This is a genomic window from Rickettsia endosymbiont of Urophora cardui, assembly GCF_964030725.1.
Lineage (GTDB): Bacteria > Pseudomonadota > Alphaproteobacteria > Rickettsiales > Rickettsiaceae > Rickettsia.
Genome location: NZ_CAXIPY010000004.1, coordinates 136,146 through 149,234 on the forward strand (window position 1 = coordinate 136,146; position 13,089 = coordinate 149,234).

Consider the following 13,089-nt stretch of genomic DNA (forward strand, 5'->3'; position numbering starts at 1 on the left):
TTAATAGGATTTAGATCTGGTGAATATGTGAGTAAATACACAAACTATGGTAAAAACCTTTCCGCGTTAGCTATAACTTATAAGTTTGGCTATCTTTTTGTCAAAACTTCAGTTAATATAAATAGGCTTATGAGTTTCATTTATTTCATCAATAAGACTAATGAATTTGGCTTGTACTTGGCTACTAGTGTAAATAGTCACAATTTTATACCTAAAATTAGTTGTACGCTCTTGTACCACACTATTTATGTAATAGCAATAATAGATAATTTTAAAAGGATTTTTGTATAGATATTCTGTTAATCGTCATTGCGAGAAGAAACTGCAAGTTTCAACGAAGCAATCTCAGAAGTCTTGATATTACTTCATGAGATTGCCACGTCGAGACTTTGTCTCTCCTCGCAATGATGACACATAAGCTAATTCTGCAAGATTTTCATCATTAGGTTAATCTCTTCGCGTAATTCTAAATCGCTTTCTAATAGCTCTTCCACTTTCTTGATGGCGTGCATGACTGTTGTATGATCTTTTTTACCGAATTTTTTACCTATATCGACTAGACTTTTAGGGGTGAGGATTTTACTTAAATACATAGCTATCTGACGCGGTCTTGCAATGGTACGCATTCTACGAGGTGAGGACATATCAGATAATTTAATATTGTAACGATTAGCTACTTTTTTCTGAATATCTTCAACTGTAATTATCCTTTCATTAGAACGCAGCAAATCTCTTAAAATATTTTGTGTATTTTCGAGTGTTATTTCTTTTGCAGTAAAGTTAGAGTGGGCAATAACCTTATTCAACGCTCCCTCAAGCTCTCTTACATTCGAAACAATCTTAGAAGCTAAAAAATCAATTACATCTTTTGGAACTTTAACGTTCATCTGCTCAATTTTAGACTCTAAAATACCAAGACGTAACTCATAAGTAGTGCTATGAACGTCTGCCACTAAACCCCACCCTAAACGGGATTTAATCCGGTCTTCAATATCATCTAAATCGGAAGGCGACCTATCGCAAGAAATAACCATCTGACGGTTATTATCAATCAGCGTATTGAACGTATGGAAGAACTCTTCCTGCGTACTATCTTTACCACAAATAAACTGAATATCATCAATCATTAATACATCGACTGAGCGAAATTTCTCTTTAAAAGACATTACTTCTTTGTTACGCAAAGCTTTAACAAATTGGTACATAAATTTCTCTGCCGACATATATATAACCTTACGGCTTGGATTATTCTGTTTTATGTACCAACCAATTGCATGCATTAAATGCGTTTTACCAAGCCCTACCCCGCCATATAGAAAAAGAGGGTTAGATTCGGAAACTGCACTTGAGGACTCAGCTACTGCTCTTGCAGCAGCATAAGCAAGCTCATTTGGAGCACCAACAACAAAATTATCGAAAGTAAAACGTATATCAAGCGTTGAGAAAATATTTTCTGAATTAAGCTCACTACTACCAATATCGGCAAAAGTTTTAGTAGGCAACTCAAGAGTTGCTTGATTAGATACCGGCAATTCTTTAGTAATTATCTCTACTGTTTTAATAGCATTATTATAATGCTGAAATAATTGCAATATAATGACAGAATATTTAGATTTTATCCAATCTCTAATAAAATTAGTAGGGGCACAAAGAATAACAGTATTTAATGAAGATTCTATAAAATTGACCTTACTAAACCAGCTATTATATAAAGCCTCACCGTAATAGTTATAAAGGTCTTGGGTTACGTTACTCCAGACATTTATACTATTATCATTTTGATTTGTTAAAATTATTTGATTAGTATTCACTTAAAACTGCCACGGTAAGTTATTTTGTTTCCAGCCTTTATTTTGAAGATTTCCTTCGAAACCATCAATAATATTATAACAATTTTTATAGCCTACATTAGCCATAAAATTTGCTGCCATTAATGATCTATGCCCTGATCTGCATAAAAAAAATATAATGTTAGACATTTTATCATCAATAATAGATAAAAATCTATCTTCAAAATCTTTATTCAGTTCCATAAAAGGCGATAGCTGCCAGCTTAAAAAGATTACATTATTTTTATTACTTAAACTCGGAACACCCACATTTTTCCATTCTTCTTCTGTTCTAACATCAACAAGAAAAGTATTATTATTTGAAACCAGCATATTATAAGCTTCTTTAGAACAGATATTTTGAACTAACATATTTTGCCTATTACTTATATTGCTGTTATATATAATAAAATGTTTAAACTATTGGATTTTATTCATGCGAAGATGAATTTATTAAGATAGTATAGCTTTCGCAAAACCTTAAATATTTTTTAAATATTCTTGGTCTCTGATAGTTTTAATAATATTATCATAAAAAAATTTTGCAAGATTTTATAACATGAATAAATTAAATAAAAACTCTTTACAAAAGAAACTTTTTTATCGTAGTAAAAATCGTGGCTGCAAAGAAATGGATTATATATTAGGCAATTTTGCTAGTCTTTATCTACCTTTCATGGCGGAAGAAAAACTTTTAAGCTATGCTTTAATACTTGATCAAAATGACAATGACCTTTATAATTGGATTACTAATAAATCTTCCGTTCCTTCTAATTTAGATGCCGAAATAATTGAGCAATTACGCAAAATAATAAAAATATAATTTCCCATCATACATGTTACAACAAAAATTTCCACAAGCTGCTAAATCTTTCTTCACAATTGATAGCTTTATAAAGAATTCTAAGCAAGATTTTGTCTTAGTTACAAGCAATGAAGAAGAGGCGTTGCAATTATACAAGCAGGCTTTATTTTTTTTACCGAGCGAAAATATATATTATTTTCCGAGCTATGATACAATTCCTTATGACCATACGTCACCAAATTGTAATATTTTATCTAAGCGAGCCGAAACATTAAGTAAACTTACGACCAATCAAGGAAATAAATTAGTTATTACTCACGTAACGAACTTATTGAACAAATTACCGCCTAAGGATTTCTTTGCTAAATATTATCTAAAACTATTTCCTAAATTGAAGCTGAGTGCAAATGAGCTAAGTAAGTTTTTGGTAGAAAATAGCTTTACGAGGAATGCAAGCACTGTTGATGTTGGAGAATTTGCAGTAAGAGGCGAGATTGTTGACTTAATATTACTTGAATCTAAAGGCTATAGAATTAATTTTAGCTGGGATTATGTCGAGTCTATCAAACAATTTGATATTGATACGCAAATCTCAACCAGATCTTGTAATGAATTAATTATCAGTCCGGCAAATGAGATAGTTTTAAATCCTGAAACAATCAGTAATTTTAAAGATAATTACTTGCGTAATTTTGGAGTTAACCATACCGATAATCCTCTATATGAAGCAATAACCGGCGGAAGGAAATTCTCAGGATATGAGCAGTTACTACCTTTATTTTATGATGACTATTCCGGTTTAACAGATTACCTTAATAATCCGGTCATTATCTTTGATAATCTAACAAAGCAAGCTATTTTAGAATTTGAGCATAGCTATAACGATTTTTACAAAGCAAGGCTGGATGCCAATAAGCTTAAATTTAACAGCTTTTATCCTACTCTTTCACCTTCTGCACTATATTTTACTTCTATTGAAGCTATAGAATTACTTGAGCAGGAAAATAATATCCTAATTAGCTATGAAAATTCTGAGCAGGCTAGCATAGTTGAAAATATAGCAGCTGCCAGCTTTGTAGAAAAGAAAACTGTTTTTGATAAATTGTTTGAAGTTATAAAAGCTAATTCTCGTAAGAAAATTATTATAGGCTCAAGCGTTTTAAGTAGCTTTGAAAGAGTTAAAAGTATAATCGAAAACTATGAATGTAGTTATAATGAAATAGAATATTTAGAAGAGGCTAAAACAAATACTATCAATATTGCTATATTACCTTTAAATCAAAGCTTTTCTACTCCTGAATATTTATTTATTTCAGCTAGCGAACTGTTAGAAGAAAAAGTTATCCCTACAAATACTAACAAGAAACTTAAGAATATTTTACTTGAGCTTGATCATTTAGCCGAGGGAGAGCTGATAGTCCATAAGGATCATGGTATAGGGCAGTTTTTAAAGCTTGAAGCTTTAGAAATTAAAGGCAAACTTCATGATTTCTTAAAGATTCTATATGCTGGTAATGATAAGCTATATATACCAGTTGAAAATATTGAGGTAATAAAGAAATATGGCAGTGATGTTGCTCAGCTTGATAAGCTCGGGAGCGTCTCATGGCAAAAAAATAAAGCTAAGCTTAAAAACCGTATTAAGGAAATTGCCTTGCATTTAATGCAAATAGCTGCCAAAAGAAAGCTTAATACCACTGCTGCTATTGAATTCGACCTTGAAGAATATGATAAATTTTGTGCTAAATTTCCTTTTACCGAGACTGAAGATCAATTAAACGCAATAAATGAGATTAGGGAAGATTTAAGCACTGGCATGTTAATGGATAGGCTAATATGTGGGGATGTCGGCTTTGGTAAGACTGAAGTAGCAATGCGTGCTGCCTTTATGGTTGCTAAATCCTTAAACGAGAATTTACCGCAAGTGGCGATTGTCGTACCAACTACTATCCTGTGCAGTCAACATTTTGCAAGATTTACGGAAAGATTTAAAGATTTTGGCTTAAATATCAAGCAATTATCTAGTGTTGTTAGCTCCAAAGAAGCAAAGATTGTAAGATCGGAACTTGAAAGCGGTAAGATAAATATAATAATAGGTACGCATTCTTTACTACTGAAGTTTTGACCAAATCCTTTCCATAAGGAGAAATGTATTCCAATTTTTTTATACTTTTTTAGTAATAACAAAATTTATTTATTCTATTTGGGTACATAATGTGTCAAAAACTGTAGCAATTTTGTCTAATATTGCTGGTTTATACTTACTAATATTATTTGGTAATTCTAGCTTTTTATTAAATGAGGTTTTGGTAATTTGGTTACTTCCATCAAAACTTGATTTTATTGTAATTTCCAACTTACCGTGTTTATTACTTTTGCGTATTACTGGTGCAAATGGTTTGACCTGATGATTATTTCTAATATTTCTATGATCTGGTATCCCTCTGGATATAGACTTTTCTAATATTTCTTCAAGGGCAATTTGTGGCATAGATCTATAAACTTCACTTGGAGACAACATATTGCTATTGATTTTTTTATCCCATGCCCTTACTTTTCTTGCCTTAACTGAAGATTGTGCATGATACAATATGTTGTACGCTAGCATTACGAATAACATATAATCCTCATCTTTATTTGGATCATTCGTTTGAAATTTATCCATCAATAATTTTGACTTACCAAATTTAAAAAAATGCTCAATATCAAACCTTTGTCTATAGTATTCATATACTTCTTTACCACTGATTTTATCTTTTTGTTGGCCAGAAACACATAACCATAAATCTCTGTTATATTTCCTATTTCCTGATGCATCTAACACCTTAACCTGAATAAAATTCAGCGGTTTATCAGACATGATATGCTGTTTCTTGCCCTTGATTAGATAATTCTTAAATAGTGAAATACTAATTGATATGTCACCATTTTTTGTAGCCTTTACTACAGTTTCTTCTGTATCTGGAATCAGTAAATTATCAGAACTACTACAAGAAATCTTAGCTCCATAAGATCTTTTACGACCTCTTGTTTTTTGCTCCTCTATATATATTTTGTAAATACTGCGATTAATTCTTTGGCGGGTTATTGTTACCGTATTTGCTTCATTGTGCAGCGGGTGAATGAAAGATAGAGCGCTATAACCTGCATCACCTACTGTTATATTTAGAGCCTTTTGTGGTATTTGCTTAACAATTTTCATTATTTGTTTGCTACCTTTGCTATACTTATTCTCATCTGATTTTACTCTATTTATAGATATTGGTACAGACCATTTAGGCTGAGCACCGATGCAAACTACACTATATTCATAACCCGCAACTGGTCGGTTATTAGCATTCTGTCTAATACAGGAGTTTCGCACTTAGCAAATAATATGCTAATCTAGAGAAAAATAGTTTTAGATAAAAATGACAAGATCAAAATGTAGCAAAGATTTATATAAATCATTCTTACAAGCAAGTAGTGTAAGATATACTAGCAAAGCATTATCTGAAGTAAGTCCATTAGATCTATCGCACGATAGTGCAAGTCGATGGTTAAAGAGTAAGGATTTTCGCCCTAGCGAAATCTATAGCAAAGTGTCAAAATATATTGATCTGGAAGATCCTTGTTTATTAGTGGGAGATGACACCTTATTGTCAAAGCAATACAGTAAGAGGATCGAGCTTGTAAATTATCAATATTCTGGGGCTGTACATGATGTTATACCTGGTATAGGAATGGTAAACTTACTGCATTACAATACTCAAATTGATCAATCTACTCCTGTAGATTATAGAATATATGATAAAGAAACTGATGGTAAAACAAAGAACGAGCATTTTTGTGATATGCTTACTTTAGCTAAAGAAAGAGGTATCAAGCCTGATGCTATAGTTATGGATGCTTGGTATAGTGGTTTGGATAATTTAAAACATATACGTAATTTAGGTTGGATATGGGTTACCAACCTAAGAAAAAATAGAAAAGTTAATCGTAATGTTAGCTTGGAAACTTTAGAGATTCCCGATGAAGGGCTAAAAATTCACCTACGTGGATACGGTTGGGTTACGGTATTTAAGTTTGTGGCAAAAAATGGTCGCATTGATTACATAACAACTAATTTAGAGAATCCTACACGTGAGCAAATAGAGAAAATTGTTAAGGCGCGTTGGTCTATAGAAGTTTATCATCGAGAATTGAAACAAACTTGTGGTATTGAATGCTGTCAGGCACGCACGGGTCGAGCTCAAAGAAATCATATTTGCCTTGCTGTATTGGCCTGGCTTGATATGAACAAAAGGAGGATAAATGAAAACATTACTTTATATCAACAAACTTGGGAAGTTATAAAAACATCAATTCAGAACAACATTAAATGGCTTCTAACTAATACACAATTTTGCTAAGTGCGAAACTCCTGTAATATATGTACGATCAATTGCTTTCTTGGAATCTTTCTTGCTACTCACTGTAGTATCTATTTGCAGTAAGTTTTTACCCTCATTAATCAGTTTACTTATTAAGTATTTTTCTATATCTTCTCGAGTCTTAAAACGTTGCTCATCTCTTATATTTAATGATTCATCACGAGCACAGTAAAAATTCTCTATAGCTCTGTATACACTTGACCAACTACGCTGAAAATATTTATTAGTTGTTAATTCAACAACAGATCTTGCTTTAACGCTATCATTAGTTACTAGTGATAGTATTAATTCTAAAACCACATCTTGATTATAGGGGAAAATTTTTTATTTCTTGCAACATTTCTTGCATAATCATACACACTAAAAACCATTTTGTATTTGAGCGTATTTATATCATACTTTATAAGTTTGGTTATCTTTTTGTCAAAACTTCAGTTACTACATAAAGTTACTAAATTTTGTAACCTTAAACTATTAATTATAGATGAAGAACAGCATTTCGGCGTTGGTCAAAAGGAATTCCTTAAATCGCTAAAATCTTCTACCCATGTGCTTGCAATGTCTGCGACTCCAATACCTCGCACCTTACAAATGTCGATGACCGGCTTAAAAGAGCTAAGCATTATCGCAACACCTCCGCTAAATAGGCTGGAAGTCCGCACCTCTGTTATGCCGTTTGATCCTGTTATTATCAGGGATGCATTACTGCGTGAGCATTTTAGGGGCGGTAAAAGCTTTTTTGTCGTTCCAAGAATTAACGATATAGAGGATATCGAAAAGCAGTTAAAGCAAATCGTCCCTGAATTAAGCTATAAAGTCGCACATGGTAAAATGTCGCCGAATAAAATTGACGAGATTATGAGTGAATTTTATGCCGGCAAATTCGATATATTAATCTCCACAACTATAATAGAGTCAGGAATTGATATACAAGACGCTAATACTATGATTATCCATAAAGCCGATATGCTGGGCTTGAGTCAGCTATATCAATTACGTGGAAGAATCGGGCGAGGTAAGATGCGAGGTTATGCCTACCTAACCTTGCCAAGTCATAAGAAAATGACGCCACATAGCTTAAGACGTTTAGAGATAATCCAGAATAGCTGTGCCCTTGGTTCAGGCTTTACTATCGCAAGCCATGATATGGATTTAAGGGGCTTCGGTAATTTAATAGGTGAAGAGCAATCAGGGCAAATTAGAGAAGTCGGAACAGAGCTTTATCAAGAAATGCTGGAAGAACAGATAGCTATTTTTAAAGATGAGCCGATAAGCGGCGAGCAGCCTTTCATCCCGACTATTAATTTAGGTTTATCGGTCTTTATTCCTGATAATTATGTATCGGATTCAGTTCTAAAGCTTGGTTTATATAGAAGAATAGGTAATCTAAACGATGATCTGGAAGTAGAAAAATTTAAAGACGAAATGATAGATAGATTTGGTAGCTTGCCAACTGAATTTAATAATTTACTTGATATTGTTAAAATAAAATTATTATGCTTTAAGTTGAACATTGAAAATCTAGATTCAGGCGATAACGGTTTTGTAATTAAATTTTATAAAAACGCTGATATGGCTGATAAGATTCTAAAATTTGTCAGTACCTATACTGCTAACGCAAAAATTAAACCTGATAACAAATTAGTATTTATCAAGAAGTTAGTAGGTAAGAATATAATTGCTGAGGCGAATCAGTTGTTGTGGAATTTAGATTCTGTATGTCATCCCGTGGCTTGACCACGGGATCTTGTGCCATAGAATGTGTCCTGAGATGCCGCGGTCAAGCCGCGGTATGACAGACTTTTTTCTGGATTCCTGCCTACGCGGGAATGACATAAAACTTAAAAAAATATATATAATATGACACCTAACCTAAAACAATTATTTGAAAAACATAACGTAAAAGGTTTATCGAATAATTCTAAAACTATTAAGGCAAATGACGCCTTTTTTGCCATTAAAGGTGGGAATGATTTTATTGCAGATGCTTTAGATAAAGGGGCAGCATTAGTTATTACTGATGATAAAAAAAACACTACAAATAAAGTAATCTTTGTGGAAGACATCAAAGAAACTTTATATGAAGCTATAGAACTCTTCTATCCCAAAAAAACTAAAACTATGATAGCAGTAACCGGTACTAATGGCAAAAGCTCAGTAGTATCATATATAGCTCAAACATATTCGTTACTTGGACAAAAAGCAGCATCAATAGGCACAATGGGCGTAGAAGTTTTTGGCATCGATAATTTTAATGAGTCTATAGGCGGATTAACTACAGTTGACTACTTAAGCTTTAGAAAAATTGCTCATAAACTCGCTGAACATAGGATAGATTATTTAGCATTTGAAGCTTCAAGCCATGGCTTAGATCAACAAAGACTTGGCGATTTAAAAGTAAATGTTGCATGTTTCACTAGCTTTAGCCAAGACCACCTTGACTATCATCATACAAAAGAAAATTATTTGCTTGCTAAATTAAAGTTATTTACCGATCATTTATCAGAAGACGGTATTGCGATATTAAATTCTGATATAGAAGAAATAAAGTTTATTAAAGATTATTTGGATAAGCATAAGATAAAATATTTATGCGTTGGAGCAAACGATTATTGTAAAATAACTAAAACTAACAGTTCTTTAAAAGGACAAAATATTAATTTTATCTTTGATAATAAAAATTATGATTTTGATACCCCAATAATAGGCAGCTTTCAGGCTAGTAATTTATTAATAGCTGGACTTAGTGTTTATTATACCAGTTTTGATTTTAGTAAAGTTATAAGTGCTTTGACTAAAGTTAAAGCCGTAAAAGGACGAATGGAGCGAATAGAAAATGCTAATATATTCATTGATTATGCTCACACTCCTGATGCTCTTGAAAAAGCTGTGACTGAGCTAAAAAATATTAAAGCTAAGGGTGGTAAATTAAGCGTAATTTTTGGCTGTGGCGGTAATCGTGATACTACAAAAAGAAAGCTTATGGGCAAAATAGCAGCCTCAATAGCAGATAATGTTATTGTAACCGATGACAACCCACGCCATGAAAACCCAAAAGCTATCAGACAAGAAATTACTAGTGGGATAGAAACAAAAAACTACATAGAAATAGCTGACAGAAAAGAAGCTATTAAATATGGGATAAGTAATTTAAAGGAAGATGATATTTTACTAATCGCCGGCAAAGGTCATGAAAATTATCAAATTATAGGTGATGAGAAGATAGAGTTTGATGACGCCGAGGTGGCATCTATGTCATTCCCGCGTAGGCGGGAATCCAGTAAAAAGTCTGTCATACCGCGGTTTGACTGCGGTATCTCAGAACACAATCTGTGATACAAGATCCCGTGATCAAGTCACGGGATGACAGCTAAAAATCTGGATGCCCGCCTACGCGGGAATGACATAGTAATACAATTAAAACGCACAACAACAAAAACACATGATTTGGAATTCTAAAACTTTAAGTGATGCCTTAAGGGTATCAGTACCGCACTCTATTATCGCTAACGAAATACAATTTAACTCTAAAGATGTTAAAAAAGGTGATTTATTTATAGCACTTCAAGGCAATAAAGATGGTCACGATTATATTCAAGATGCCATTAATCAAGGAGCATCAGCAGTAATAGTTAGTAAGCAAGTAGATATATCTGACCCAAGTAAGATTATCCTAGTAGACAATTGCCTAAAAGCCCTAGAGCAGCTGACTTTGTATAAAAGAAAAAATTCAAACGCCAAATTTATTGCTATAACCGGTAGTGTTGGTAAGACTTCAACTAAAGAAGCATTAAAGACTTTATTAGAACACAACGCACTAACTTTGGCTAGTCGAGGTAATTTCAATAATCATTTAGGGTTACTTATTAATCTTGCTTCGATGCCGGATGATACAGAATTTGCTATTTTTGAACTCGGTATGAACCATAAAGGTGAGATACGGGAGCTTGTTCAAATATTAAAACCAAATATTGCTATGATCACTAATATTTCAGAAGCACATTTGGAGTTTTTTAACTCACTTGAAGATATCGCTGAAGCTAAATGCGAAATTTTTGAGAGCTTTGACAAAGATGGAATTGCCGTTATTAATTCAGATACTAATTGTTATGATAAAATCTTATCTATATTAAAAAAATTATCTATAGAAAATATACACAATTTTGGTAAATCATCTTCAGCTGAATTAATTTTATATGAGGTTTCTGGTGAGCAAGTTCATTTAAAATATAAGATATATGATGCGATTATAGAGACTACTATACCATTTATACCTAAGCACTTTGCCGAAAATTATACTGGTATATTATTAATCATCTTGTTGCTTAATCAAGATTTAAATAAAGCTGCTGGTTATTTGAAAAATATTCCTATGACAAAAGGCAGAGGCGAAATTATTAACATAGGAAATAGCCGCATTATTTGTGATTATTATAACGCAAGCCCTGCGTCAATGAAAGCTGCCTTAGAATATTTAAAGCAAATGCCTGCCACAAATAAAACCGCTATAATAGGCGAGATGCTGGAGCTTGGGCAGAATTCAGAAAGGCTACATAAAGAACTAACGCCTTATATATTAGGTTCAGGCTGTTCTAAGGTTTTCTTAGTAGGTGCAAATACTAAATATATTTATGATTCATTACCTAAAAAAATAACTAAAGCATATTTTAAAAATATTGATGAATTAATTGCATCTACAAATGATTTATTCAAAAATGATGAGCTTATTTTGATAAAAGGTTCTAGAGGAATAAAACTTGACAAGATTATTGATTATTACACTAAAGTAAATTAAACTAACTTATACTTTTAAATTTAAACTAAAATATGTTATACAACCTCTTACTACCTTACATTCATAATTCACATATAGCTAATTTATTTCATTATATTACTTTTCGTAGTGGACTTGCCGTTCTAGTTACTCTTAGTCTTAGTTTTCTTATCGGTCCAAGGCTAATAAAGTTTTTACAAGCTCTTCAAAAATATGGTCAACCGATACGTTTAGATGGCCCTGAATCACATCAAGCAAAAGCAGGCACTCCTACTATGGGTGGTATTATGATTATATTATTCAGCTGTTTTTCTACCTTATTGCTTGCTGATTTAACTAATAAATATATCTGGATTACATTATTTGGTTTTATTAGCTTCGGTATTATCGGTTTTCTTGATGATTATGCAAAAGTAACTAAAAATAACCATTATGGCGTAAAGGGAAAAAGTAAACTCTTACTTCAAGGTATCATTAGCTTAATAGTATGTATTTTACTAGAATATACAATTGATAGCCCTAGTCACATGCTTAACGTACCATTTTTTAAAAGTTTAAGTATGGACCTTGGTTATTTATATATATTCTTTGCCATATTCGTTATAGTCGGTGCTTCTAATGCTGTTAACCTTACTGATGGACTTGATGGCCTCGCAACAGTCCCTATTGCCTTAACTGCCGGTTCTTTTGCTTTAATAAGCTACCTAGTCGGAAATTTAATTTACTCAAATTATCTACAACTAACTTACCTACCAAATACCGGAGAATTAACGATTTTTTGTGCAAGTATAGTAGGTAGCTGTCTTGGATTTTTATGGTTTAACGCACAACCGGCTGAAGTGTTTATGGGAGATACTGGCAGCTTAAGCCTTGGCGGTGTACTTGGCATTATCAGCGTTATTACTAAGCATGAAATAGTTTTAGGCATTGTTGGCGGATTATTTGTTATTGAAACAATATCGGTGATTATGCAGGTATATTACTTTAAAGCTACTAAAGGAAAGCGAATATTTAAAATGGCACCATTGCATCATCACTTTGAAAAAAGTGGCTGGGCAGAATCAAAAGTCGTAATAAGATTCTGGATTATCTCTCTCATATTTGTCCTTATTGGATTATCATCTCTTAAATTACGTTAATATTTGTGCCGCTAATGTATTAAAAAATATTAATCTCTCAGGGTTTAATTCCCCGAAGCTCTGCTTCGTGATATCATAAGAAACAACTAAAACTTTTTTAGATACCTCGTAGCTCTGCTGCGAGGAGCAT

The 13,089-nt window shown here is 32.6% G+C and carries 9 protein-coding genes and 2 pseudogenes; 7 read left to right on the top strand and 4 right to left on the bottom strand.

Going from position 1 to position 13,089, the window contains the following annotated elements:
- Window positions 1–419: 419 nt before the first annotated feature.
- Together dnaA and AAHI98_RS03830 are read right to left on the bottom strand one after the other, a co-directional pair.
- Complete coding sequence (gene dnaA, locus AAHI98_RS03825; protein WP_342225093.1) at window positions 420–1,811, bottom strand: chromosomal replication initiator protein DnaA; 1,392 nt, start codon at window positions 1,809–1,811, stop codon at window positions 420–422.
- Window positions 1,812–2,201, bottom strand: a complete 390-nt coding sequence (locus AAHI98_RS03830; protein ID WP_342225094.1) for a rhodanese-like domain-containing protein — start codon at window positions 2,199–2,201, stop codon at window positions 1,812–1,814.
- A gap of 187 nt (window positions 2,202–2,388) precedes the next feature.
- Between AAHI98_RS03830 and AAHI98_RS03835 the strand changes: the two genes are divergently transcribed.
- Window positions 2,389–2,652, top strand: a complete 264-nt coding sequence (locus tag AAHI98_RS03835; protein WP_342225095.1) for a succinate dehydrogenase assembly factor 2 — start codon at window positions 2,389–2,391, stop codon at window positions 2,650–2,652.
- A gap of 13 nt (window positions 2,653–2,665) precedes the next feature.
- Window positions 2,666–4,753, top strand: a pseudogene (locus tag AAHI98_RS03840) (CarD family transcriptional regulator); the annotation flags it as partial.
- Between the two features lie 75 nt (window positions 4,754–4,828).
- On the opposite strand, the gene AAHI98_RS03845 reads toward AAHI98_RS03840, so the two are convergent.
- On the bottom strand, window positions 4,829–5,998 hold the full coding sequence (locus tag AAHI98_RS03845) for a transposase (protein WP_342225096.1): 1,170 nt from the start codon (window positions 5,996–5,998) through the stop codon (window positions 4,829–4,831).
- A 46-nt stretch (window positions 5,999–6,044) separates the two neighbouring features.
- On the opposite strand from AAHI98_RS03845, the gene AAHI98_RS03850 reads away from it, so the two are divergent.
- Window positions 6,045–7,025, top strand: coding sequence for an IS701 family transposase (locus AAHI98_RS03850; protein ID WP_342224656.1), 981 nt, complete (start codon window positions 6,045–6,047; stop codon window positions 7,023–7,025).
- Here the strand turns inward: AAHI98_RS03850 and AAHI98_RS03855 are convergent.
- A complete protein-coding gene (locus AAHI98_RS03855; protein ID WP_342225097.1) occupies window positions 7,002–7,346 on the bottom strand; it encodes a hypothetical protein in 345 nt (114 codons plus the stop codon). The genes AAHI98_RS03850 and AAHI98_RS03855 overlap by 24 nt on opposite strands.
- A gap of 132 nt (window positions 7,347–7,478) precedes the next feature.
- On the opposite strand from AAHI98_RS03855, the pseudogene AAHI98_RS03860 reads away from it, so the two are divergent.
- The 4 genes and pseudogenes from AAHI98_RS03860 to mraY form a co-directional block, all read left to right on the top strand.
- Window positions 7,479–8,783, top strand: a pseudogene (locus tag AAHI98_RS03860) (TRCF domain-containing protein); the annotation flags it as partial.
- A gap of 123 nt (window positions 8,784–8,906) precedes the next feature.
- Complete coding sequence (locus AAHI98_RS03865; RefSeq protein ID WP_342225098.1) at window positions 8,907–10,382, top strand: UDP-N-acetylmuramoyl-L-alanyl-D-glutamate--2,6-diaminopimelate ligase; 1,476 nt, start codon at window positions 8,907–8,909, stop codon at window positions 10,380–10,382.
- A 106-nt stretch (window positions 10,383–10,488) separates the two neighbouring features.
- Window positions 10,489–11,841: a UDP-N-acetylmuramoyl-tripeptide--D-alanyl-D-alanine ligase gene (locus AAHI98_RS03870; RefSeq protein WP_342225099.1), complete on the top strand. Its 1,353-nt coding sequence runs from the start codon at window positions 10,489–10,491 to the stop codon at window positions 11,839–11,841.
- Between the two features lie 32 nt (window positions 11,842–11,873).
- Entirely contained in the window at window positions 11,874–12,959 is a 1,086-nt protein-coding gene (gene mraY, locus AAHI98_RS03875) for a phospho-N-acetylmuramoyl-pentapeptide-transferase (RefSeq protein WP_342225100.1), read from the top strand.
- The last annotated feature ends 130 nt before the right edge of the window (window positions 12,960–13,089 follow it).